This window comes from Isoptericola luteus, assembly GCF_020297055.1.
GTDB lineage: Bacteria > Actinomycetota > Actinomycetes > Actinomycetales > Cellulomonadaceae > Isoptericola > Isoptericola luteus.
Genome location: NZ_JAIXCQ010000001.1, coordinates 233881 through 257817, shown reverse-complemented (window position 1 = coordinate 257817; position 23937 = coordinate 233881). Strand labels below are relative to the sequence as shown.

19 protein-coding genes and 2 pseudogenes are annotated in these 23937 nt (G+C 75.3%); 9 read left to right on the top strand and 12 right to left on the bottom strand.

The genetic code is table 11. From position 1 onward, the window contains the following. Positions 1–17: 17 nt before the first annotated feature. Together ptsP and LEP48_RS01210 are read right to left on the bottom strand one after the other, a co-directional pair. Positions 18–1691, bottom strand: coding sequence for a phosphoenolpyruvate--protein phosphotransferase (gene ptsP / locus LEP48_RS01215; protein ID WP_225563691.1), 1674 nt, complete (start codon positions 1689–1691; stop codon positions 18–20). Further along, complete coding sequence (locus tag LEP48_RS01210; protein WP_225563690.1) at positions 1691–3169, bottom strand: PTS transporter subunit EIIC; 1479 nt, start codon at positions 3167–3169, stop codon at positions 1691–1693. The genes ptsP and LEP48_RS01210 overlap by 1 nt, the downstream gene beginning before the upstream one ends. A 225-nt stretch (positions 3170–3394) precedes the next feature. Here LEP48_RS01210 and LEP48_RS01205 point away from each other — a divergent pair, with 225 nt between their 5' ends. From LEP48_RS01205 to LEP48_RS01190, 4 genes are all read left to right on the top strand, one after another. After that, positions 3395–4198, top strand: a complete 804-nt coding sequence (locus LEP48_RS01205) for a GntR family transcriptional regulator (protein WP_225563689.1) — start codon at positions 3395–3397, stop codon at positions 4196–4198. After that, the gene (locus LEP48_RS01200) at positions 4195–4440 is read left to right on the top strand and encodes a PTS sugar transporter subunit IIB (protein WP_225563688.1); all 246 of its coding nucleotides are present in this window, start codon (positions 4195–4197) and stop codon (positions 4438–4440) included. Before LEP48_RS01205 ends, LEP48_RS01200 begins: the two co-directional genes overlap by 4 nt. A 61-nt stretch (positions 4441–4501) precedes the next feature. Next, on the top strand, positions 4502–4732 hold the full coding sequence (locus LEP48_RS01195) for a PTS sugar transporter subunit IIB (RefSeq protein ID WP_225563687.1): 231 nt from the start codon (positions 4502–4504) through the stop codon (positions 4730–4732). After that, positions 4732–5193 carry a PTS sugar transporter subunit IIA gene (locus LEP48_RS01190; RefSeq protein WP_225563686.1) on the top strand — a complete coding sequence of 154 codons (462 nt, stop codon included), beginning with the start codon at positions 4732–4734 and terminating at the stop codon, positions 5191–5193. The genes LEP48_RS01195 and LEP48_RS01190 overlap by 1 nt, the downstream gene beginning before the upstream one ends. A 123-nt stretch (positions 5194–5316) precedes the next feature. Here LEP48_RS01190 and LEP48_RS01185 read toward each other — a convergent pair whose 3' ends face one another. After that, a complete protein-coding gene (locus LEP48_RS01185) occupies positions 5317–6345 on the bottom strand; it encodes a chymotrypsin family serine protease (RefSeq protein WP_225563685.1) in 1029 nt (342 codons plus the stop codon). An 89-nt stretch (positions 6346–6434) separates the two neighbouring features. On the opposite strand from LEP48_RS01185, the gene LEP48_RS01180 reads away from it, so the two are divergent. Beyond that, the gene (locus LEP48_RS01180) at positions 6435–6602 is read left to right on the top strand and encodes a hypothetical protein (protein WP_225563684.1); all 168 of its coding nucleotides are present in this window, start codon (positions 6435–6437) and stop codon (positions 6600–6602) included. Positions 6603–6610: 8 nt separating this feature from the next. Here the strand turns inward: LEP48_RS01180 and LEP48_RS01175 are convergent. Then, positions 6611–7390 (bottom strand): annotated as a pseudogene (locus LEP48_RS01175) (aminotransferase-like domain-containing protein); the annotation flags it as partial. A gap of 379 nt (positions 7391–7769) precedes the next feature. Beyond that, positions 7770–8000, bottom strand: a pseudogene (locus LEP48_RS18910) (GntR family transcriptional regulator); the annotation flags it as partial. Positions 8001–8076: 76 nt separating this feature from the next. On the opposite strand from LEP48_RS18910, the gene LEP48_RS01165 reads away from it, so the two are divergent. Next, positions 8077–9072, top strand: coding sequence for a DMT family transporter (locus tag LEP48_RS01165; protein ID WP_225563683.1), 996 nt, complete (start codon positions 8077–8079; stop codon positions 9070–9072). On the opposite strand, the gene LEP48_RS01160 is transcribed toward LEP48_RS01165, so the two are convergent. Both LEP48_RS01160 and LEP48_RS01155 read right to left on the bottom strand, forming a co-directional pair. Beyond that, the gene (locus tag LEP48_RS01160) at positions 9023–11257 is read right to left on the bottom strand and encodes a YhgE/Pip family protein (RefSeq protein WP_225563682.1); all 2235 of its coding nucleotides are present in this window, start codon (positions 11255–11257) and stop codon (positions 9023–9025) included. The genes LEP48_RS01165 and LEP48_RS01160 overlap by 50 nt on opposite strands. Next, positions 11254–14121 (bottom strand): MMPL family transporter, encoded by a 2868-nt coding sequence (locus tag LEP48_RS01155; RefSeq protein ID WP_225563681.1) that lies wholly within the window; start codon positions 14119–14121, stop codon positions 11254–11256. The genes LEP48_RS01160 and LEP48_RS01155 overlap by 4 nt, the downstream gene beginning before the upstream one ends. Positions 14122–14318: 197 nt before the next feature. Here LEP48_RS01155 and LEP48_RS01150 point away from each other — a divergent pair, with 197 nt between their 5' ends. Next, the gene (locus LEP48_RS01150) at positions 14319–14951 is read left to right on the top strand and encodes a TetR/AcrR family transcriptional regulator (RefSeq protein ID WP_225563680.1); all 633 of its coding nucleotides are present in this window, start codon (positions 14319–14321) and stop codon (positions 14949–14951) included. 18 nt (positions 14952–14969) lie between these two features. Here LEP48_RS01150 and LEP48_RS01145 read toward each other — a convergent pair whose 3' ends face one another. Continuing rightward, positions 14970–17210 carry a S9 family peptidase gene (locus LEP48_RS01145; RefSeq protein ID WP_225563679.1) on the bottom strand — a complete coding sequence of 747 codons (2241 nt, stop codon included), beginning with the start codon at positions 17208–17210 and terminating at the stop codon, positions 14970–14972. Positions 17211–17487: 277 nt separating this feature from the next. On the opposite strand from LEP48_RS01145, the gene LEP48_RS01140 reads away from it, so the two are divergent. Beyond that, on the top strand, positions 17488–18717 hold the full coding sequence (locus tag LEP48_RS01140; protein ID WP_225563678.1) for an FAD-dependent oxidoreductase: 1230 nt from the start codon (positions 17488–17490) through the stop codon (positions 18715–18717). Here LEP48_RS01140 and LEP48_RS01135 read toward each other — a convergent pair. Further along, positions 18714–20765 (bottom strand): bifunctional copper resistance protein CopD/cytochrome c oxidase assembly protein, encoded by a 2052-nt coding sequence (locus tag LEP48_RS01135; RefSeq protein WP_225563677.1) that lies wholly within the window; start codon positions 20763–20765, stop codon positions 18714–18716. The two genes, LEP48_RS01140 and LEP48_RS01135, sit on opposite strands and share 4 nt — an antisense overlap. Positions 20766–20938: 173 nt before the next feature. Between LEP48_RS01135 and LEP48_RS01130 the strand changes: the two genes are divergently transcribed. Then, the gene (locus LEP48_RS01130) at positions 20939–21502 is read left to right on the top strand and encodes a GNAT family N-acetyltransferase (protein ID WP_225563676.1); all 564 of its coding nucleotides are present in this window, start codon (positions 20939–20941) and stop codon (positions 21500–21502) included. Here LEP48_RS01130 and LEP48_RS01125 read toward each other — a convergent pair. Genes LEP48_RS01125 through LEP48_RS01115 form a run of 3 tightly spaced genes read right to left on the bottom strand, consistent with a single transcriptional unit; the run spans position 21484 to position 23914 of the window. After that, entirely contained in the window at positions 21484–22083 is a 600-nt protein-coding gene (locus LEP48_RS01125; RefSeq protein ID WP_225563675.1) for an SGNH/GDSL hydrolase family protein, read from the bottom strand. The two genes, LEP48_RS01130 and LEP48_RS01125, sit on opposite strands and share 19 nt — an antisense overlap. Then, positions 22080–23231 carry a Gfo/Idh/MocA family protein gene (locus LEP48_RS01120; protein ID WP_225563674.1) on the bottom strand — a complete coding sequence of 384 codons (1152 nt, stop codon included), beginning with the start codon at positions 23229–23231 and terminating at the stop codon, positions 22080–22082. Before LEP48_RS01120 ends, LEP48_RS01125 begins: the two co-directional genes overlap by 4 nt. Then, positions 23216–23914: a ThuA domain-containing protein gene (locus tag LEP48_RS01115; protein ID WP_225563673.1), complete on the bottom strand. Its 699-nt coding sequence runs from the start codon at positions 23912–23914 to the stop codon at positions 23216–23218. Before LEP48_RS01115 ends, LEP48_RS01120 begins: the two co-directional genes overlap by 16 nt. Positions 23915–23937 lie beyond the last annotated feature (23 nt).

Here is a 23937-nt window from a genome sequence, read left to right as displayed (position 1 = left end):
CAGCCGAAGAGGGCAGGTCAGAGGGCCAGCTCCTCCAGGACGTCCGCCAGCTCGCGCCGGACGGCGGCGCGCGCGGCGTCGGCGTCCGGTTCCTCGAGCACCAGGTGCGCCAGGGCGCGACAGTGCGCGAACGACACCCGCGAGAGCACGGCCGCGACGTCCGCGAGCGCCCGCGGCGTCATGGACAGCGACTTCACGCCGAGCCCCACGAGCACGGGCGCGAGCACGGCGTCGGCCGCCGCCTCCCCGCACACCCCGACCGGGCGCGCGTGCTGCGCGGCCCCCTCGCAGGTGGACCGGACCAGCTCCAGCACGGCCGGCTGCCACGACGTCGACAGCGCCGCGAGCGGACCGAGCATCCGGTCCGCCGCCATCGTGTACTGCACGAGGTCGTTCGTGCCGATGCTGCCGAACCGCGCGTGGGCGAAGATCCACCGCGACCGCAGGGCCGCCGCGGGCACCTCGACCATGACCCCCGCCCGCCGCAGCCCGTGCCGCTCGCAGGCGTCGACGAAGCCGAGCGCCTCCGCGGTCGTGGCCACCATCGGCGCCATGACCCACACGTCGGCCTCCTCGGCCGCGGCCGCCTCGGCGATCGCCTGGAGCTGGCGGTCCAGCACCTCGGGGTGGCCGGCGGCCGTGCGCAGGCCGCGCACGCCGAGCGCCGGGTTGGGCTCGTCGTCGGCGGTGACGAAGGGCAGCGGCTTGTCCGCCCCCGCGTCCAGGGTGCGCACCACGACCTTCTTCCCGGCGAACGCGCCGAGCACCCCGCGGTAGGCCTCGACCTGCTCCGCCACCGGCGGCTCGGTGTCGCGGCCGAGGAAGCAGAACTCGGTGCGGAACAGCCCGACGCCCTCGGCGTGCGCGTCGACGGCCGCCTTCGCGGCCGCCGGGTCGGCCACGTTGGCCAGCAGCTCCACGCGGTGCCCGTCGGACGTGCGGCCCTGGCCGTCAAAGGTGCGCTCGACGTGCACCGCACGTTCGGCGGCCGCCACCTCGGCGTCGGACGGGTCACGCACCACGGTGCCCGCCCCGCCGTCGACGACGACCCGCTCGCCCTCGGCGAGCTCCAGGGCGCCGGTGACCGCGACGACCGCCGGGATGCCCAGCGCCCGCGCGAGGATCGCGGTGTGCGACGTCGGGCCGCCGCCGCTGGTGACGATGGCGACGACGACGGCCGGGTCGAGCGTGGCCGTGTCGGCCGGCGCCAGGTCCTCGGCCAGCAGCACGAACGGGTGCCCGGGCGAGGGCACGCCCGGGGGGCGCACCCCCGTGAGCTCCGCGACGATGCGGTCGCGCACGTCGCGCACGTCGCGGGCACGCTCGCTCAGCGGCGGGCCGAGGGGCTCGAGCTGGGCGGCGAGCGCGTTCGCCGCGTCCCACACCGCCCGCTCCGGAGTGCGGCCCTCGTCCCGGACGCGCCGCTGCGCGTCCGAGGCGAGGGTCGGGTCGGCCGCCATCGCGGCCGTCACGGTGAGCACCTCCGCGGCGGTGCCGGTCGCGGTGCCGGCCAGCGCCTCGAGCCGCTCACGGACGGCGTCGGTCGCCGCCGCCAGTCGATCGACGGCGGCCTCGGCCTCGGCCGGTGCGACGGTCCCCTCCGGGGGCTCCGGGACGGGGGCCGGCATCGTCACGACGACGCCGGTCGCCCGCCCCGGGCTCACCGGGGCACCGGTGAGGGTGGTGCTCATCAGACCGGGTCCTCGCCCCTCGCCGCCCGGGAGTCGCCCGGCGGCGTGCCGGTCTCCGGGGTCCGCTCGGTCTCCGCGGTCACCGGGGGCACGGCGGCACCGACGGCGGCGGACTCGCCGACGACGGCGGCCGCGGCCTCCGGGTCGTCCTCACGGCCCGGCGTCCTCAGGTTCCACCTGGTGATGACCCAGCGGAACAGGAAGTAGTACAGGGCGCCGTACGCCAGGCCGATCGGGAGGAGCAGCAGCGGCATCTCCGCGATCCGGAAGTTCAGCAGGTAGTCGATGGCGCCGGCGGAGAAGCCGAAGCCGCTGCGGATGTCGAGCGCGTTGACGAGCGCCATCGAGGTACCGGTGAGCACCGCGTGGATCGCGTACAGCGGGTAGGCGACGTAGACGAACGCGAACTCGAGCGGCTCCGTGACACCGGTGACGAAGGAGACCAGGGCGGCCGAGCCCATCACGCCGGCGATGACCTTGCGGTTCTGCGGCTTGGCGGTGTGGATGATGGCGAGCGCCGCGGCGGGCAGCGCGAACATCATGATGGGGAAGAACCCGGTCATGAACGTGCCGGCCGTCGGGTCGCCGTGCAGGAAGCGGGCGATGTCGCCCTGCCAGACGGCACCGTTGCCGTCCGTGTACTCCCCGAACTGGAACCAGGGCAGCGAGTTCAGCAGGTGGTGCAGGCCGATCGGCACCAGGAGCCGGTTGAGCGTGCCGTAGATGAATGCGCCGAAGATCGTGGAGCCGGTGACGAAGCCACCGATCTGGTCGTTGATGAGCCAGTCGAACGCGGGGTACACGAGGGCGCCGACGACGGCGATGAGGACGGAGACGCCGGCCGTGATGATCGGGACGAAGCGGCGGCCGCCGAAGAAGGCCAGGTACGGGGGCAGCTTGATCCGGTAGTACTTCTGGTACAGCAGGGCGGCGGTCAGACCGATGACGATGCCGCCGAGCACGCCGTAGTTGATGACGTTCTGCCCGGGGGCGGTCCCGCCGACGGTGATCGCGTGCGTGAGCAGCTCGGTGAAGTCGCCGTTCTGCGCCGCGGTCACGGCCCCGGGGTCCGCGGTGTCCAGGACGTCCTCGGCGAGGACCTGGTCGGGCTTGCCCAGCACGTAGGGCGACAGGGCGGTGCTGACGCCCGAGAAGACGAAGTAGCCGATGAGCGCGGCCAGCGCCGTCGAGCCGTCGGACTTGCGGGCGTAGCCGACCGCCACGCCGAGGGCGAAGATCACGGCCAGGTTGGCGAACAGGGCGTTGCCGGCGGCGCCGAGCACGTCGGCGACGGGCTGCATCCAGGGCAGGGTCCCGGCGACACCGTCGGCGCCCAGCATGTCGGCCTGACCGAGCCGCAGCAGCAGCGCGGCGGCAGGGAGCGAGGCGATCGGCAGCATGAGCGAGCGTCCGACGCGCTGCAGCTGCGCGAGGCCTGGGAAGCCCCGCTTCTCCTTGGTCTCAGCGACCGTGGTCATGGTTCTCCTCCGTGGGGTGGCCCTGATCGGGCGGGTGGGCATGCAGTTGGCCCGGGCGGTCGTCGTCCGGCGGCAGTGTCGCGACGCCTGCGGCGCCGTTGCCGAGGGTCCGGACCAAGTTGTCTGGACCACTTGCAGGAAGAGTGGTCTAGACCTCATGATGTGTCAACCCCCGGGACTCCGCCCGGTGAGCACCGGAGCACACCAGCAGGACAGGACACGACGATGGTCAGGGCGCGGGACCGCGGCAGCGAGCACAAGTACCTCGCGGTGCGCGCCTACCTCTCCGAGCTCGTCGCGAACGAGCTCTCGGTCGGGGACGCCGTCCCCTCCGAGCGGAGCCTCACGGAGCGGTTCGGCGTCTCCCGGATGACGGTCCGCCAGGCGGTCGACGCCCTCGTCACCGAGGGGATCCTGGAGCGCGCCCAGGGCCGCGGCACGTTCGTCGCCCCGCCCCGCGCCGACTTCGAGATGCGGCTCACCACGTTCGGCGAGGAGGCCCGCCGTCGCGGCCTGACCCCCGGCGCCGACATCCTCGAGACCGCCGTCGTCCCCGCGCCGCGCACCGTCGCCGAGGCCCTCGACCGCGACGTCGCGACCCCCATGCACTTCGTCCTGCGGCTGCGCACGGCCGACGGCACGCCCATGAGCCTCGAAGAGACGTGGGTGCCGGTGGACCTCGCCCCCGACCTGCTCTCCGACGGCGTCCCGGAGAGCATCTACGGCGCGCTGCGCGCCCGCGGCCTCGACCCCACCTGGGGCGAGGAGACCATCACCGCCGCGGACGCCACACCCCAGGAGCGCGAGACCCTGCAGATGCAGGGGTCGCACGCCGTCATGCGGACCAGCCGCCGCACCTTCGGCGGCGACGCCCCCCTGATGTACTCGCGGGCCAGCTACCGCGGCGACCGGTACAGCGTGTTCGTACCGCTCCGCGAGGCCCGCCCCACGCTCGTGCCCCGTACCCGAGCCTCCGCCCCGGCCGCGACGACGCCGGCCGGACGCGTCCCCGAAGGGAGCCCCCGATGACCCCGTCCGACGCCGACATCGCCGCATCGATCCTCGCCGGACTCGGCGGCGTGGAGAACATCGACGAGATCGACCCCTGCACCACCCGCCTGCGCTCGCTGGTCAAGGACCCCGCCCTCGTCGACCCCGCGCTCCTGCGGCGCGCCGGGGCGTTCGGCGTGATGATCAACGGGCGGGTCGTCCAGGTCGTCGTGGGGCCCCGCGTGGACACGATCGCCTCCGACCTCGCCGAGCTCATGTGAGCCCCGCACCCGCAGGCCCCGGCACCGTCACCCAGCAGCCCGAGCAGATCCAAGGAGCATCATGAGCAAGGCACAGCAGATCCTCGACGCCCTCGGCGGCGACGACAACATCATCGACCTCGAGCCGTGCATCACGCGGCTGCGCGTCGAGGTCACCGACCCGGCCAAGGTGAACGACTCGGCGCTCACCGCCGCCGGTGCCATCGCGGTCGTGCGCTCCGGCATCGCCATCCAGGTCATCGTCGGGCCCGAGGCCGACACCCTCGCCTCCGACATCGAGGACCTGCGCTGATGGCGGCACTCACCGTGCTGGCGCCCGTCACCGGCACCGTGGTCGACGTGTCCGAGGTGGACGACCCGGTCTTCGCCGCCGGGCTCGTGGGACCGGGGCTCGCGATCGAGCCCGACGGCGTCCGCGGCACCGAAGCCGTCGCGCCCATCGCGGGCAAGATCGTCAAGCTCCACCCGCACGCGTTCGTCGTGCAGCACGACGACGGCCGCGCGGTGCTCGTGCACCTCGGCATCGACACGGTGAAGCTCGGCGGCGAAGGGTTCACCACGCACGTCAGCGAGGGCGACGTCGTGCAGCGCGGCACCGTGCTGGTCACCTGGGACCCGGCCGCCGTGCGCGACGGCGGCAAGTCCGCCGTCTGCCCCGTCGTGGCGCTCGAGGCGTCCGCCGACGTCGTCGACGCGCTCGCGCAGGTCGGCACCGCGGTCGAGCACGGCGAGGACCTGCTCACCTGGGCCTGACGAGCCCCAGCCCGCCGAGATAGAGACCCTTCCGTGCCGAGATAGAGACCCTTCGGTACCGAGATAGAGAGGGGGCTTCTCTATCTCGGCGGGGGACCTCTCTATCTCGAAGGTCTGACCTCTCTATCTCGGCGAGAGGGTGACGGTCAGCGCGGTGAGGACGGCGTCGATGGGGTTGCAGTAGGTCAGGCCCGTGCCGTTGGCACCACCGGTCTCGGAGCCGGCGAACAGCAGCCCCAGGGCCACGCCGTCCTCGCGGTAGACGAGGGACCCGGAGTCGCCGCCGCGGGAGAACGGGCCGTCGCCGGTGGCCTCCACCTCGATCTGGCCGTCGAACGACAGCACGCCCAGGTCGTCGCCGTAGCCCACGACGACGTCGTCGAGCTCGATCGCCGTCACCCGGCCGTGCGTGCGCGCCGTGGTGCGTCCGACCTTCTCGACCGTCTCCCCGCCCGCGGCCACGGCCGTCGTGGTGACGGGACCGACGGGGTACGCGGGGTCGATCCCGATGCCGTCGTCGAGCAGGGCCAATGCGGCGTCGACCGTCGCGGGCCCTCCCTCGGCCAGCGGCACCACCTGGGCGAGCGTGCCCACCCGGTCCGCGGGCGACCGGCCGCCGTCGGCGGGGCCCGGCTGCACGACGACGTCCCCGGGCTGCGCGGCCAGTGACCCGGCGAGCACGTGGAAGTTCGAGAGCGCGTAGCGGGCGCCGGGCTCGTCGGCCCGCACCACGAACGCGCCGAGCGTCCCGGCGGTGACGTCGACGTGCGCGATCGAGACCCCCGGCCGCAGCGGCCGCACCCGGTCCGTCTCCCCGGCGGCGAGCGCCGTCGCGACCGGCGGGCGGGGGCTCCCCCAGCTCAGGGTGCGGATGCGGCCCGTGCGGCGCACGTCGGCGCGCGGCCCGATCTCCGCGCTGACGCGACGCACGAACGCCCGCGCCGTGGGGATGCCGAGCCGGTAGCGGACCGCGATCCCGTACCCGTCCTCCTGCGGGGCGATGCCGAGCGAGAGGGTCGGCGCCCGGACCATGTCGGCGGGCGCGACGTCCGCCCCGGCGCCGTAAGGGGTGGGGACGCCGTGCCGTTCGGCCAGGTCACGGGCAAGATCCACCAGCTCGGACTTGGCCTTGCGCGCCTCCGTGAGATCCATGCCGCGAGTCTGACCCACGCTGGTGACACAGACCATGTCACAAACCGGCGAGTCGGACATCTCTGCATGCCGTGAGAGCAACACGAACCGTGCCGAGCAGCGACCAGGTCAGCACCGCCCTGCGCTGGGCCCTGGACCACAACCTGCCCGCGCTCCTGGAGCACCGCACCGTCGCCCACCTGGGCGGAGCCGCCCGACGCCGGGCCGACTCGACCCTGGTCACCCGCTGGCGGATCGCCACCCGCCCCTGCCGCTGACGCTCGGGTCACCGGGACCTGCGCAGCACCTCCACCACGTCGCCGACCGCCGCCCCCTGAACCCTCGCCACGCCCACGACGGCGCCCCAGGACGCGGCGCCTTCCGACGCGGCGGACAACGGGTCGGCGGGCACCCCGCACCGGCGCAGCCCGGCCACCGCGCGAGCCTCGACATCGCCGTCCGGCAGCCGCACGACGAGGTGCAGGCCGGCGGCCACCCCCTCCACCCGCAGGTGCGGCACCGCGCGTGACAGCGCGGCGAGCAGCACCTGGCGCCGGTGCTTGTACACCAGGCGGGTCCGGCGCAGGTGGCGCGCGTACGCGCCGGTGGTGACGAGCCGTGCGAACGCGGCCTGCTCCGGCACGGAGCAGCCCAGGTCGGCGCGGCGCTTGGCGTCCACCAGCGCAGCCCGCAGCTCGGGCGGCGCGACGACCCATCCCAGGCGCAGCGCCGGGGACAGCAGCTTGGACACGGAGCCCATCAGCACCACGCGCTCCGGGTCGAGGCCGCGCAGCGCCCCGACCGGCTGACGGTCGTACCGCAGCTCGGCGTCGTAGTCGTCCTCCAGCACGAGCCGGTCGCCCTCGCGCGCCCACGCGACCAGCTCGCGGCGCCGCTCCGGGGCGAGCACGACGCCCAGCGGGAACTGGTGCGCCGGCGTCACGAGCGCGGCGACAGCGTCCGGTAGGTCCGCGGTCCGGATCCCGTGGTCGTCGACCGGGACGGGCACGGTCTGCAGCCCGGCGTCCCGCAGCTGGGCGAGGGCGCCGGCCGACGCGGGGTCCTCGACGACGACCCGGGGGCGGCGTGGGCCCGCCCGACCCGGCGATCACCTCGCCGAGCAGGGACAGACCCTGCGCGACACCGCTGACCACGACGACGTCGTCCGCGGCCACCGGGGCCGCGCGCGTGGTGCGCAGGTGCGTGGCGAGCGCCTCGCGCAGCGCGGGCAGGCCCTGGGGGTCCGGGTACCCCAGGCCGGCGTCGGGCAGCTCGCGCAGCGCGTCGCGGGTCGCCCGCGCCCAGGCGGGACGCGGGAAGAGGGCGGGGTCCGGGGTCCCGACGCTGGCCGGCCGCGCGGGAGGCGCGGGAGCCGACGACGCCGAGGACGCCGCGGCGCGCGCCTCGGCGGGCGGGCGCAGCGCGAGGTCCGCGACGACGACGCCCGACCGCGGCCGGCTCACGAGGGCGCCCTCCCCCACCAGCTCGTCCACCGCCGCCGACACCGTGCCCCGGGCGACGCCCAGCTCGGCGGCGGTCGCGCGCGCCGACGGCAGCGCGAGGCCCGCCTCCAGCCGTCCCGACCGGATGGCGTCGCGCAGCCCGTCACGCAGCCAGGCGCCGACGTCGGCCCGGGGCCTGGGGCCGAGCGCGAGGGCCAGGTCGTCAGGCTGCATCCGCATCATCTGGCCCAGTGAACCAGCAACGAGGTGGCCCTGCTGCCCGGGCCAGCCGGTCCGTAGCGTCGACGCCATGCCTTCCTCCGCGTCCCTGGCCCCCGCCCTCCGGTGCGCCGTGGCCATGTCGATCGTCGGCGCCTCGATCGTGGCCTCCGCCGCGCTGTCCACGTACCCGCTGTTCGGCGGCCAGGCGGTGCGGTACGCCGTGGCGGCCCTCTGCCTGCTCGCCGTGCTGCGGTGGCGCCGGCTGCCGTTCGTGCTGCCGAGCCCGCGCCAGGCCGGTCGGCTGACCGCGCTCGCCGCGACGGGCCTGACCGGGTTCAGCGTGTTCGTCGTGCTCGCCACCCGGCACGCCGACCCGTCGCTCGTCGGCGCGGTCGTGGGAGCCACGCCCGTGGTCCTCGCCGTCACCCAGGCCGTGCGCGAACGGCGGCCGGCGGTCCGCACCCTCGCGGCGGCCGCCACGGTGACGGCGGGCGTCGTCCTGATCGAGGGGTTCGGGTCCGCCGACCCGCTGGGGCTGGCGCTCGCGGCGGGAGCCCTTGCCTGCGAGGCGGCGTTCTCCCTGGTCGCGGTACCGCTGCTGCCGTCCCTCGGCGCGCTGCGGGTGTCCGCGTACGCGTGCTGCGCGGCCGTGCCGCAGCTCGTGGTCCTGGGCCTCCTGGCCCCGGGCCCGCTCCTCGCCGTCCCCAGCGCCGAGGAGCTGGCCGCCCTCGCCTACCTCGCCGTGGTCGTCACCGCCGTCGCGTTCCTGCTCTGGTACGGCGGGCTCGCGCGGATCGGTGCCGCGCGGGCGGGGCTGTTCGCGGGGCTGATGCCCGTGGCGGCCCTCGCGACGTCGATCGCCCTCGGCACCGAGGCCGTGACACCGCACGCCGTCGCCGGGACGGTCCTCACCGCGCTCGGGCTGGTGCTCGGCCTGCTGCCCGCGCGTCGGGCCGCGGTCCTTGCGGGCCGGGCCAACGACCACGAGGACGGCGAGGACCGCCGCGGCCGGCCGCGGCCCGAAAAGGCCGCGGTCAGGCCCGCAGCAGCGCCCGCACCCCGAGCCTCCGGCCCCGCGCGGTGACCAGCGTGGTCAGCGCGATCCCGGCCAGGCCCCACACGACCAGGCCCGCCAGGGCGAGCCCCAGCCCGCCCGCACCGGGGACGACCACGGCCACCAGCGCGTCGCGCGCGGCGCCGATCGGCAGCACGTCCACGGCGGTCTGCATGACGGCGGGCACGGTCGACACCACGCCCGTCGCGATGATGAGCACCGCGATGAGCAGGCTGATCCCCCGCCCGAGGTTGCCCAGCAGGCCCAGGAAGCCCTGGTGCACGGCGACGAAGCAGACCGACGCGAACGCCCCGATCGTGGTCGCGGCGAGCCAGCCGCCGAGGCTCAGATGCTCCACCGCAGCCAGGATCGCGCCGACCGCCACGCCCGTGCCCACGGCGACGAGCGCGGGCAGCGCGAACGCCGACAGCGTGAGCCGCAGCGAGTCGCGGGTCGACCCCAGGGCGCGCGCCGCGACCGGCGGGAACACCGTGAGCAGCGCCAGCGCGCCCAGCCACAGGGCGACGACGGCGAACAGCGGCCCGGACGCGCCCATGCTCAGGCTGTCCACCGACGGGCCCGTCACCGGGTCCGCCACCACCTGCGCGAGGGTCTTGCGCTCGTCGTCCGTGTACGACGGGATCTGCTCGACGGCCTCCCCGAGGCCGGACGCGAGGTCGCCCGCGCCGTCCGCGAGCTGCCCCACGCCGTCGGACAGGTCGCCCGCTCCGGTGGACACGCCGTCGGCGCCGTCGGCGAGCTGGCCCACTCCTGACGAGAGCTCCGACGCGCCGGAGGCGAGCTGCCCCGCCCCGCCGGACAGCTCGCCGGCACCGCCCGAGAGTCCGCTGGCCCCCGACGCGACACCGTCCGCGCCGTCGGCCACCTGCCCCGCGCCGCCCTGCAGCCGGCGCAGGCCGTCCGCGAGCTCACGGTTGCCGTCCGCGATGCCGGTGATGCCGCCGGCCACGCCCTCGGCGCCGGTCGCGAGCTGGGAGGTCGCGTCGGCGAGGCCGTCGAGCTGGGTACGCGCCTCGATGATGCCGTCGACCGTGTCCTGCACGGCGTCGGTGTCGGTCTGCATCGCGGTGAGCATCTCCGTGAGCGCTTCGCACGCCGCGGTCGACGGGTCCGTGCCGCACCCGAAGGCGTCGTTCGCGGCGGCCGCGAGCTCGTGCGCCTGGCGATCCGCGTCGGCCAGCGACTTTTCGAGGGCGGCCACGTCGGGCACGACCTCGTCAATGGCCGCCACCTGGTCGGCCAGCATGCGGTTGCCCTCCGCGACCTTGGCCGCCCCCGCGGCAAGCTCGTCGCCGCCCGCGGCGAGGTCGTCCGCGCCGGCCGCGCTCTCACCGATGCCGCCGGCGATGCCGCGCGCCCCGGCGGCGACCTGACCCGCGCCGTCGGCAAGCTGGGCGGCCCCGCCGGAGAGCTGGCTCGCGCCGTCCGCGAGCCCCGACGCGCCCGACGCGACGCCCGACGCGCCGGTCGCCGCGGCATCCGCCCCGCTGGCGAGCTGGCCCGCGCCGTCGGCGAGCTGGCCCGCGCCGTCGGCCGCGTCTCCCGCGCCGTCGGCGAGCTGCGAGGCGCCGTCCTGGGCCTCGCCGATGCCGTCGGCGAGGTCCCCGAAGCCCACGAGGACGTTGTCCACGTACGTCTCGGTGAGGGTGCTCGACATCACCGACGTGGCCGTGGTGGCGACGACCCGGGCGAGGGCGTCGTCCGCGATCCGCCCGCCGGGCGCCGTGCTGACGTCGATCGTGGCCTGGCGGGCCTGCGAGGCGTCCTCGCCGCCGAACGACGTCGCGGCGGCCGAGAAGCCCTCGGGGATGGTGACGACGGCGGCGTACGTGCCGTCGGTCAGCCCCGCGGCCGCGCTGTCCGCGTCGGTGATCTGCCACGCGAAGTTGGTGGCGTCGTCGGCCGGGACGGCCGCCGCTGCGCCGTCGGCGGTCTCACCGCCGCTCACCAGGCCCGCGGCGAGCTGGCGGCCGAGCGGCACGGTCTGGCCGTCCACCTCCACCGGCTCGTCGAGGTTCACGATGGCGGCCGGGACCGTGTCCAGCCGGTCCTGCGGGTTCCACAGGGCGGCGAGCAGGAGTCCCAGCACCATGAGGGGCAGCAGCGCGACGGCCGCGATGCGCCACGGGTCGCGGCGGACCGCGCCGGCCAGGGCGGGGGCGGTGTTCCGGGTGACGTTGGTCGGGGCGGTCATGCCCGCACCTCCTGCACGTGGGTGTCCTCGTCGATCAGGTCGTCGGTGGCGTGCTCGGGGGAAGCTTCCACCGGAGGCGGGACGTCGGCCCCGGTGAGCGTCGTCGGCGCGCCCCAGCCGCCGCCGACGTCGAGCACGGCGACGCCCGACGTGCCCGGGAGCAGGTCCGTGGCGTCGACGCCGCTGGCGCCGAGCAGCACCGCGACCCCGGCGGCGCGCGCCCGGGCGAGGGCGCCGACGAGCGCCTCCCGCTCCGGCCGGTCCGCCACCGCCTCGGTGCGGTCCACGACGACGACGCTCGCGCCGTCGCGCAGGGCGGCGTCCACGGCGGGGGCGGGACGCCCACCCTCGGCCACGCCGTCGACCACGGCCACGCGGCCGCGCACCGACATGGCCCGCTCGGGGAGCACCAGCCCGGTGACCTTGACGGCGCCGGCGTCGGGCGCCATCCGGCCGGCGAGCGCGAGCAGCAGCGCCGTCACGGGGGCAGCGGCGTCGCCGTGCACGCACAGGGTCCCGCCCTCCGGGACGCGCACGCTCACCGGGCCGACGACGGGCACGCCGCGACCCGGGCCCCCGGGGCCGGCGACCTCGAGGTCGCGGGCCACGACGGCGTCGCGGGCACCGGGCTCCGGCCAGTCCGCGAGGCGCAGCTCCTTGGTCAGCCCCTCGCCCTCGACATCGAACGTGGGCAGCGCGCGGTCGAGCCAGCGCGGCATGTGCCAGGCGCGGTCGCCGAGCAGCGCCAGCACGGCCGGCACCAGTGTCATCCGCACGACGAACGCGTCGACGGCCACGCCCACGGCGAGCCCGAGAGCGATGGGCTTGAGCGTCATGTCACCTTGGGGCACGAAGGCGACGAACACCGCGAACATGATGACGGCGGCCGCGGTGACCACCTTGGCCGAGCTGAGGAAGCCGGTACGGATCGCGTGCCGGGCGTCCCCGCCGTGCACGTAGTCCTCGCGGATGCGCGAGACGAGGAACACCTCGTAGTCCATGGCCAGGCCGAAGAGGATGCCCATGAGGATGATCGGCATGAAGCTGATCACCGGGCCCAGGCGGGTCACGTTCAGCGCCTCGGCGAAGACCCCGTTCTCGAACACCAGCGCCACGGTCCCGAACGCCGCCCCGACGGACAGCAGGTAGCCGAGCGACGCCTTGACCGGCACCCAGATCGAGCGGAAGACCATCGTCAGCAGCACCAGCGACAGACCCACCACGACGAACGCGAAGGGCAGCAGCGCCTCCCCGAGCTTGTCGGACACGTCGATGCCGACCGCCGTGAACCCGGTGACGGACAGGTCCACGCCGTAGGTCTCGTAGAAGTGGTCGTGCAGGCCCCGGATCTCCTCGACGAGAGCCTTGGTCTCCTCCGAGTCCGGGCCGCCCGTGGGGACCACCTGGATGATGCCGGTGTCCGCGGTCTCGTTGGGCGTGGCCAGCGGCACGTCCGCGACCCCGGGCAGATCCTCGATCTCGGTCTTGAGGTCATCCATGAGCTGCAGCGGGTCGTTGCTCGTGACGATCGAGCCGGTGACGATGAGCGGCCCGTTGAACCCCTCGCCGAACTCCTCGGCCACGAGGTCGTACGTGACACGGGCGGGGTTCTCCTCCGCCAGCGAGCCGGCGTCGGGCAGCGCGAGCCGCAGGCCCGTCGCGGGCCAGCTGAGGGCCGCGATGGCGCCGACGATGACGACGATCGTCAGCAGCGGGTAGCGGGTCGCGGCGCCCACCCACCCCGCGAAGAACCTGTTCTCGTGGGCGCCGGTCGCGGGCGCCTGACGACGGCCCTTGCGCCGCCCGGCCGTGCGCTCCTCGGCCTTGCGCTCGCGGCGCGGCCTGGGCCGCAGCCGCTCGCCGCCGTACGCGAGCAGCGACGGCAGCAGCGTGAGGGAGACGAGCACCGAGAGTCCCACGGTGGCCGCGGCCGCGACACCCATGACCGTGAGGAACGGGATGCCGGCGACGCCGAGACCGACGAGGGCGATCATCACCGTGAGGCCGGCGAAGATGACGGCCGAGCCCGCCGTCGCGGTGGCCCGGGCGATCGACTCCTCGACGCCGAGCCCGTCACGGAGCTGGTCGCGGTGCCGCGAGACGATGAACAGGGCGTAGTCGATGCCGACGGCGAGGCCGAGCATGGCGCCGAGCATGGGCGTCGTGGAGTTGATCGCGCCGAGCGCCGTCGTCGAGAGCAGCACCAGCATCGCGATGCCCACGCCCAGGAACGCGTTGATCAGCGGGAGCCCGGCAGCGACGAAGGAGCCGAGGGTGATGAGCAGCACGACGAGCGCCACGACGAGCCCCACCACCTCGACGAGGCTGAAGTGGGGGAACTCCGTGCTGAACAGCTGGCCGCCGAGGCTCGCCTGCGCACCGGCCGGCAGCGCCGCGGTGAGGTCGTCGGTCGTCGCGGCCAGCGCGTCCTTGGTCTCGGTGGTGATGACGGACTGGTCGCCGTCGAGCTGGACCGTCAGGAGCGTGGACCGCTCGTCGTCGCTCACCGAGGCGCCGCCCACCTCGTCCCAGGGCGACGCGACGGCGGACACCTGCTCGAGGTCCGCGATCTCCTCGACGGCGTCCTCGACGGGGCCGCGGACGCCGTCGTCCTCGATGGTGGCGCCCTCGGGTGCGACGACGATGATCTGTGCGGAGGCGCCGCTGACCTGGGGGAATGTGCCCGCGAGGCTGTCCAGGGCCTCCTGCGACTCCGTCCCGGGGATCGTCACCGAGTTGTCGAAGCCCTGGTAGAGCAGGCCGGCGGCGGCGCCGACGACCACGAGGACGAGCAGCCAGCCGACCACGACGAGCCGGCGTGCCCGGACCGCCCAGCGGCCGAGCGAGTACAGGACGGAGGACACACGAGCTCCCGGGCAGGTCGAGACGGCGGATGCCACCACGATGCGCGACGGCGACGCACGGCGCGAGGCCGGCGTGCTGCCGTCGACACCGCAGTCGATACGTCACTGTATCGGATACGTGGATGTATCGAGAACCGGATTCGTCGATAGGATCGGCGTCGGCCCCCGATCAACGCCGGCCCCTGAAGGAGGTCACCGTGGCGACACCGAGCGAGACGATCTCGCCGCGACGCGAGCGCACCCGTGGGCGGCTCCTCGACGCCGCGTTCGACGTCTTCGCGCGCCACGGCGTCCAGGCCGCGTCCATCGAGGCGGTCTGCGAGGCGGCCGGCTTCACGCGCGGCGCGTTCTACTCGAACTTCGCGAGCAAGGAGGAGCTCTTCCTCGCCCTCACCGAGCGCGAGACCCGCGCCCAGCTCACCGCGCTCGAGGCGGCGGCCGTCAACCTCGGGCCTGACCCCGTGGGCGCGGACGCACCGATCCGCGACGCCGTGCGGTGCGTGCTCGCCGCCGTGATGCCCGACCCGGCGGCCAAGCAGTCCTGGAGCGTCATGGCGCTCGAGTTCGAGCTCATGGCCCTGCGCGACCCACAGGTCGCGACCCGGTACTCCGCCCAGCAGCGACGGCTCCGCAACGAGCTGGTCGACACCCTCGACCGGCTGATGAAGGACCTCGGGCTCCGCTTCGCCGTCGGCTCGCACGACGCGGTGGACCTGCTGCTCGGCGCCTTCGAGGCGGGTCAGCGCACGGCGCTGCTCACCGGCAGCGACGACGCCCGGCCCAGCACCCTCATCGAGACCCTCGTCGACCTCCTCGTCACGCCCGCCTGACGCCGCCGCGCAGGCGGGTCAGAGCACGTCGGGGAGCTCCGCGACCTCGGAGAGCACGTGCTCGCCGAGGAACGCGAGCACCGTGGAGTACCAGACCTTCGCGTGCTGCGGGCTGAGCACCCAGTGGTTCTCGTCCGGGAAGTACAGGAACCGGTGCACCGTGGAGCCGTCGTCGGCGGCCGGCAGCCCCGACCTCGTGAGCAGCTCCTGCCACAGGCGCAGGCCCTCGCCGATCGGCACCCGGTAGTCCTTGTCGCCGTGGACGACCAGCATCGGGGTGCGGATGTCCCCCACGAACCGGTGCGGGCTGTGGGCCGTGGCCATCTCCGGCGTCATCTCGCGGGCCCAGTAGAAGCTCGCGTCCGTCGTCGGGCCGAACTGGTCGAGCGCCCACAGGCTCGCGTGCGTGACGATCGCCGCGAACCGGTCCGTGTGGCCGGCCACCCAGTTCGCCATGTACCCGCCGAACGACCCGCCCATGGCAGCCGTGCGCGTCTCGTCGACCCCCGGCAGGGCCTCGGCCGCGTCCGTGATCGCCAGCAGGTCGGTGTAGGGCGCAGCACCCCACGCGCCCCAGCCGCGCTGCACGAAGTCCTGCCCGTAACCGGTGGACAGCGCCGGGTCGGGCAGCAGGACGGCGTACCCGCGGGCGACCATCAGCCACGGCGTCCACCGCCAGCTCCACGCGTTCCACGAGCCCAGCGGCCCCCCGTGGATCCACAGCAGCAGCGGTGCCGGGGAGTCCGCCGACGCCGAGTGCGGCAGCGCGAGCCAGGCGCGCACCCGCGTCCCGTCCTCGGCCGTCGTCTCGATCTCGGTCAGGGTGCCGGGCAGCTCCGGGGCGGGGGCCGGGGAACGCAACGCCGTGGCGCGCACCGGGGACCGCTCCCCCGCGGTTCCCCCGGCGACGAACGCCGCGAGGTCGACCCGCACCGGCTCCGACGGCGCGCGGTACGACGTCCGAAGGGCGTACAGCGCGGAGGCGTCCGGGGCGACGCGGACGTCGGTGAACGTGGCGTCGTCCGCGGTGACCCGCTCGACGACGACGTCGTCCCCGCCGCCAGGGCCCGCCGGCCCGAAGCTCAGCAGGAACACCGGGCCACGCCCGTCCTCGTCGGCGGTGACCACCAGGCCGGACCCGTCCGGCAACCAGCCGACCGACGTCGGCCACCGGTCCCAGTCCTCGGCCAGGACCTCGGGCGCCGCGTCGTCGTCGCCGGCGGTGCCGGGATCGAGAGGCACCAGCCCGAGGCGGAACCGCGGCGCGTCGGTCGGCGTCGTGATCGTCTCGGAGACGAACGCCACCCAGCGGCCGTCCGGCGAGACGGCGGGCGACCCCACCTCCGCGTCCGGGTCGTCGACGAGCGTGCGCCGCTCGCCGGTCGTCGTGTCGACGGCGACGAGCAGGGGACGCAGCGCGGCCCCGGGGTCTCCGACGGCCCATGTCGTGACCAGCGTGGCGCCGTCGGGCGACAGGGCGGCGTGGTGCTCGAGGAGCTGGCGGCCCGCGCCGGTGAGCTGGCGCAGCTCGACCCGGTCGTCGCCGTGTGCGTCGCCGAGGGCTGCGACGAAGCGCCGGGGCTCGTCGGGGCCGAGGTCGTGGTCCCAGAACCGCACCGGGTAGCCGGAGTGCAGGATGGCGTTCACCTTGAGGTCCTTGCGGGCCTTGCGGAGCTCGGCGTCCTCCGCGAGGCCCGTGGCGCGCGGCAGCACGGACGTGCTCACGGAGACGACGTCGGCCTCCCGTGCGGCGACCACGCCGCCGACCCCGCCGGGCGTCGTCGCGACCACGCGCGCCTCGCCGCCCCCGGCGGGCAGCAGCCACAGCGCGGGCCGCGGGTCCTCGTCGGCGTCCGTGGCGTCCGGGTCGGGCCGGGCCGAGGTGAACAGGACGTCGCCCGCCGCGGTGAACACAGCCGACGACTCGCCCTTCGCACTGCGGGTCAGGCGGCGCGCCGGCGCCACTCCGGCGGGATCGACCTCCCACACGGCCGTCGTGTAGCCGGTGCGCTTCGCGTCGAGCGTCTGGACGGTGGTCACCAGGCGGGTGCCGTCGGGGCTGAGGTCGAGCCCGCCCACCCGCGGCAGTGCGAGGAAGGCGTCGAGGTCGTGGAAGGACGTGGCAGCGGATGGCGTGGCGGAAGTGTCCTGGGTCACGCGCCCTGGTCTATCACGGCCCGCCGACGACAGGTCGGTCAGCGCCGCCGCGATCTCCCGGACCAGCCGTCGCGACGACTCCCGCATCGCGCTCCACGTCATCCCCGCGACGTGCGGGGTGAGGATCGCGTGCGGGTTCCCGGCCAGCGGCGAGCGGAAGCCCCCTGCGCCGGGTCGTCCACGAGGATCCGCACGGCCGCCATCCTGCCCGATCAGTGCGGCAGTTCGTGATCTGTGCGGCAGTTCGAACTGCCGCACAGATCCCAAACTGCCGCGTTGATCGACCGCCTGCGGAACTCCCGGTGAACAGCTCCTGAACTTCTTCCGGTGACGTCGTCTGCGGTTGAACCGGCCGGTCACGACGGGGCACTGTCTCGTCGTGAGACCCCTGTCGCCCCGCACCGCCCACCTGCCGCCGCTGCCCGCCTCGGTCGACCTCGTCGTCGTCGGCGCCGGTGTCGTGGGGCTCGCCCACGCCGTGGAGGCGCACGCCCGCGGCCACTCCGTCCTCGTCGTCGACCGTGACCCGCACGCGGGCGGGGCCTCCGCGCGGCGTAGCGGCCACGTCGCCGTCACGACGCAGGACGCCGCGACCCTCTCGTGCGCCCTCGCCACCCGGGAGAGGTGGCTCAAGCTGGCGCGCGAGGCAGGGTTCTGGGCCAAGGACACGGGCGCCGTCGTCGTGGCCCGCACGGCGGCGGAGCTGGCGGTGCTCGACGACCTGGTCGCGGCCCGCGACGGCGACGCGCAGCTCCTCGACGCCGCGGCGGCGCGGGACCGGGCGGGGGTACCAGGGGACGACCTCGTCGGCGGCGCGTTCCTGCCGCTCGACCTGCGGGTGGAGATGCGGGACGCGCTCGCCTCGATCGCCGCCTGGCTCGACGCGCAGCCGCGAGCCGACGTCGCGTGGGGCACCACCGCGTGGACGTTCGAGGCGGGCAGCGGGCGCAGCCTCGTGCGGACGTCGCGGGGGGACGTCGTGGCCCGCCGCGTGCTGGTCGCCGTCGGGGCCGACCTGGACCGGTTCTACCCGGCGGAGGCGGCCCGGGCGGGCCTGCGTCATGACGTCCGGCAGGTGCTGCGGGTGGCGGCTCCCGGTGCCGACCCCGGCCACGGGCCGGCCGCGCCCGTGGTGCTCGACGGCACGACGCTCCTGCGGGACGCCGCCTACGCGCACAGCCCGTCGCGCGCGGACGTGCGGGCGCGGCTGCTCGCCGAGTCCCCCGAACTGCTGGACGCCGGGGTGCACCTGTCGTTCACGCGGCACGCGGAGCACGGGGACGGGTCGGTCGTGGTCGGCGACGCGCGGGACCCGGAACCCCGGGGGCACGACGGCTCCGGCCTCGAACGCTCCCCCGCCCGCTCGGAGGCCGCCGACGAGCTCCTGCTGCGCGCGGCGTCCGGTCTGCTGGGCGGCCCGCTGCGGGTCCAGCGCCGCTGGACGGTGCCGGACGTCGTGCTGCCCCGCGCCCGTCGCGGCCCGTTCGCGGGCACCCCGTTCCTCGTGCTCGACCCCGTGCCCGGCGTCACGACGGTCACCGTCGCCGACGGGCTCGGCACCACGACGGCGCTGGGGCTGGCGGCGAAGGTCGTCGACGGCCTGCTCTAGCGGCGCGGCTCGTCCCGCTCGGCCATCTTGGCGAGCATGTCGTTGTAGGCGTGGAGCTCGGCGTCGCCGTCGCGGTCGGCCTTGCGGTCGCGGCGCCGCGCCTCCCGCTCGTCCGACGTCGTCCACTGCACGGCGACGGCGATCGCCAGCGCCAGCGTGGGCAGCTCGCCGATGCCCCACGCGACGGCGCCGCCGCGCTGCTGGTCGTCGATGGCGGGCAGGCCCCAGGGCCTGCCCATGTTGCCGAACCAGTCGGCCACGAGCAGCGACGTGCCGGAGGTGAGCACGACGCCGAAGAACGCGTGGAACGCCATGGTCGCGAACAGCAGCAGCAACCGCTGCGGGTACGCGGGCCGCTTCGGCCCCGGGTCGATGCCCACCAGCGCGTTGGCGAACAGGTACCCGGCAAGCGTGAAGTGCACGATCATCCACACGTGCCCGGCATGGTTGCGCAGGGCGAACTCGAACGCGGGCGTGAAGTAGAACGCGATCATGCCGCCCGCGAAGATCACGGCGGCCACGACCGGACGGGCGAGGAACTGGCCGTACCGCGAGTGCACCAGCCCCAGCACCCACTCCCGCGGCCCCCGGCTGCCGTCCTTGCGGGCTCCGACGGCACGCAGCAGCAGGGTGACCGGCGCGGCCAGCACCAGGAACAGCGGCACCAGCATGGCGAGGATCATGTGCTGCACCATGTGGCCGCTGAAGATCACGTGGCCGTACACGGCAGGCCCCCCGCTGGTGACCCAGAACATCACGACCATGCCCAGGCACCACGAGACGGTGCGCCCGACGGGCCACCTGTCACCGCGCCGCGCGAGCCGGGCCGCCCAGCGCACGTAGACCACCAGGCCGGCCACGCACGCGAACGCGAACAGCGGGTCCAGGCTCCACTGCGTGAACCACCGCGCCATCGTGGGCTCGGGCGGCAGCGCCGCGCCGGTGAGCTGGTAGGCGGGCGACACGTCGACGGGCACCTCGTCGGGCACCGGGGGCGCAGTCGAGCCGAGCGCCACGGCGACGCCGGAGACCGCCCCGATGACGAGGAGCTCGACGGCGAGCAGCCTCCAGAAGAGCCGGCGCACGGCACCCTGGTCGGCCGCGCGCCCGAGCCGGTCGACGACGGCGGCGCGATGCGCGAAGCCGACGGCGCCGAGGGCGACCATGAGCACCACCTTGGTCAGCAGGATGAGCCCGTACGGGGTGAGGAGGTCCCCGAGGGACGCCATGCGGATCCACGCGTTGAGGACGCCCGAGACCCCGACGGCGGCGAAGCACCACCCGGCGACGGGGGAGAACCGGGCGACCGTCGCCGCGGCCGCCCGGCCGTCGTCGGACCGCCCTTCGCCGCGCACCAGGACGACGACCACCAGTGCGCCCAGGCCGCCGACCCACAGGGCCGCCCCGACGAGGTGCATGAGCATCGCGCCGACGGCGAGCTCGTGGTCCGACGCGCCGGCGGCGTGCCCGGTGGTGGACTGTGCCGCGAGCGCGGCGAGCGGCAGCAGCGTCGTCCACAGCGCCCCGACCGGACCCCGCACGGCCATGGCCAGCGCGGACGTCAGCGCCGCGACCACGATGATCGCGAGGTAGAGCCGGCCCAGCTCGAGCTCGGTGACGAACTGGCCGAGGCCGGGGCCGAAGCTCGGCGCGGCCGGCGACACCCCCGACACGTTCGCGTACCGCAGCACGAGCTGCGCGACGGCGGCCACGGCCCACACGGTGGCCGCCGCCCCCGCGGCCGCCAGCACCTTCGACTGCGCCCGGCCGGGCGGGACGAGGCATGCGGCGGTGACGAGCGCGCCCAGCGTGACGGAGACGGACAGCTCGGTGAGCACGGTCGTGACGGGCAGGCCGAAGCGCACGAGCGCGCCCGGGTCGGTGAACCCGCCCAGGGCCTGGAACGCCCCGGAGTAGGCGCCGGCCAGCAGGACGGCGAGGACGGCGACGAGGACCGCGCCCGGTCCGGCGGCGACGAGCCACCACGGCCGCGGCGGCACGCTCGGGCTGCCCCCCGGCCGCGCGACGGCGGTGGCGGTAGAGGTCACCCGACCAGACTAGGCGTGCGCGGGGGTGGTCCAGGTCGTTCCCGGTGTGACGCGCGGCCGCCCGCCCGCCCGCGGCACCCCGGCCGGGTGCAGGCCCGTGGCCCGTGGCGTCGGCACGGGTGGCAGAATCCGGCGCACCGGTACCCCGGCCCCGTGGAGCTGCAGGAGGAACGATGTTCGCGAGATCCCTCGGAGACGACGGCGCCGAGCTGCGCCCGCTGGAGCCGTGGCACGCCGCGGAGCTGCTCACGCACATAGATCGCGGGCGGGACTTCGTCGGGCGGTTCGTCGGGCTGCCGGACGCCGTGACCGACCTGGCCTCGAGCCGCGCGTTCCTGACGGCGTACGCCGAGAAGGCCGCGACCGACACGGGCCGCGTCTACGGCATCTGGCTGGACGACACCCTGGTGGGCGGGGTCCTGTTCCGCACGATGGACCTGGGCCAGGGCACCGCCGAGGCGGGCTGCTGGCTCGAGCCGTCGGCCGTGGGCCGCGGCCTGGTGACGCGGGCGACGCGGCTGCTGATCGACTGGGCCGTCCGCGAGCGCGGGATCCACCGGGTCGAGTGGCGCGCCGCGGCCGCCAACACCGCCAGCATCGCCGTCGCGCGGCGTCTGGGGATGCGGCGCGACGGCGTGCTGCGGGCGCAGCACCTGCACCGCGGCGACCGTCTCGACATCGAGGTCTGGTCCCTGCTCGCCACCGAGTGGGAGGCGGCTCAGGCCGGGCGTCCGTAGGCGGTGAGCCACGCGTCGGCGATGAGCCGCGCGCCGGCCGACGTGGGGTGCACGCCGTCCGGCGCGAGGGCCTCGGCCCCGGCGGCGGCCGCCGCGTCGGTGAGCAGCGTGTGGAGCGGCACCAGGGCCGCGCCGCGCTCGGCCGCCAGGCGGGCGACGACGGCCCGCTTGGGGTCGAGGTCGGCGAGCCAGCCGCGCTGCTCCTCGGTCACCGGCAGGAGGAACGGCTCGACGAGCACCAGCCGGGTCGCGCCGTCGACCTGGGCCAGCAGGCGGCGGTAGGTGGCCTCGAAGTCGGCCGCGCTCGTGGGGTCGTCGCTGTCGTACCGGCGCCACGTGTCGTTGACGCCGACGTACACGGTGAGCACGTCGGCGGCGGCCGGGGCGACCTCGGCCTGCCAGCGGCGCTCGACGTCCACGGCCCGGTCCCCGCCGACGCCGAGGTTGACGACCTCGACGTCGGACAGGTCGCGCGCGACAAGGCTGACGTACCCGTCGCCGAGCGACGCGGCGTCGTCCCGATCCCGGCCGGCGTCCGTGATCGAGTCCCCGACGAAGACGAGGCGTGCGGGCCCGGTCATCGGGCCACCTCGCCGGTGCGGCGCCACGAGGCGGCGGGCGTGAGCGGCACAAGCGGCGGGACGGCGGGCGCCGTCGTCAGCCCGACGCGCCGGCCGTCGTCCGCGGACGCGAGCAGGCCCGCCATCACCTCCATGGCGTGGAGGCCCACGTCGCCGCCGGCGCGCGGGGAGGCCGGTGCGGCGCCCAGGCCCACCGCACCGACCATCTCGAGCAGCCCCACGCCGCGACCGGCGCCGGCGAACCCGGCGCTCGGGGGCAGCACCTCCCACGCGGACGAGCCCGCGCGGAGCAGCTCGACGTCGCCGTCGAAGTGGTTCGGGTCCGGCACGGCGAGCGAGCCGGCGGTGCCGTGCACCTCGATCGGCCGGGAGCGGGACGCCACGGCGTCGAAGCTCATCGTGACGGTCGACAGGGCGCCGCTCGTGTGGGCGAGCACTCCGGTGACGTGCGTCGCGACCTCGACGGGCACCTGCTCCCCCGCGCGCGGGCCGGTCCCGACGGTGCGCACGTCCCGCGACCGGGACGCTGCGCCCTGCACCCAGGCCACGGGCCCGAGGATCTGCACGAGACTCGTCAGGTAGTACGGCCCCATGTCGAGCAGCGGGCCGCCACCCAGCGCGTAGTAGAAGTCCGGGTGCGGGTGCCAGGCCTCGTGACCGGGCGAGACCCAGGTCGCGACGGCGGACGTCGGCGTGCCGATCAGCCCGTCGGCCACCGCCGCCCGCGCGGTCTGGACGCCGGTGCCGAGCACGGAGTCGGGGGCGCAGCCCACGCGGACGCCGGCCGCGGCGGCCGTCGCCATCACCTCGCGGGACGCGGCCAGGTCGGCCGCCAGCGGCTTCTCCCCGTACCGGTCGACGCCCGCCGCCACGCAGGCCTTCGCGACGTGCGCGTGCACGCCGGGGGTCGTCAGGTCGAGGACGACCTCGACCTCGTCGTCGGACACCAGCGCGTCGAGGTCGTGCGCGACGCGCGCGCCCGGCAGCCCGGCGGCGACCGCCTCCGCCCGCGACCGGTCGAGGTCGGTGACGGCGGCGACGCGCACTCCGGGGTGCCCGGTGAGCGTGTCCAGGTACTGCCGGGAGATGACCCCCAGGCCGACGATGCCGACGCCCACGGCGCCGCTCCTGCTCAGCGGCTCGCCCACAGGAGCCCCCTTCGGACGATGGTGCGGATGGTCGGGTGCTCGAGCACGTCCCAGGAGTGGCCGGGCGTCGCGACGAACACGCGCCCGGCGCCCCACCGCCGTGTCCACACCGCGGGGGAGGTCACGGGCCGGTGCCACGGGTGCCAGTCCGGCGCCGGGTGCGTGGTGGTGGCGAGCACGTCGACGAGGTCGTCGTGCAGCACCCAGTACTGCTCGCTCACGAGCTCGACGTCGTCGAGGCCCACCGTGATCGGGTGCTCCCGGCCGAGGTCGGTGATCTCGATCGTGTGCCGCAGGAAGTTGTCGGACCCGTCGCCGACGCGCTCGTCCGGGGCCTTGGCCGGGTGCGTTGCGAACTGGCCGCCCACGAGCTGCAGGTAGTCCGAGCTGTCGCGGTAGGAGTCCGCGATGCCGCCGTGCCACCCGGCGAGCCCCGTGCCGGCCTCGACGGCCGCCCGCAGGCCCGCCAGCGCGGGTCCGCTGATCGTCGACATCGTCACGCACTGGAGCACCAGGTCGGTGCCCGCCATCACGTCGGAGTCGGCGTAGACCTCGTTGTCCGTCTCCACCCGCACGTCGAACCCGTGGGCCCGCAGGAACGGGATGAACAGATCCGTCGTGGCCTCGGGCGAGTGCCCGTCCCATCCACCGCGGACGACGAGCGCCCGTCTCGTCTGCGTCATCTGTCTCCTTGTGTCGTCGTCGA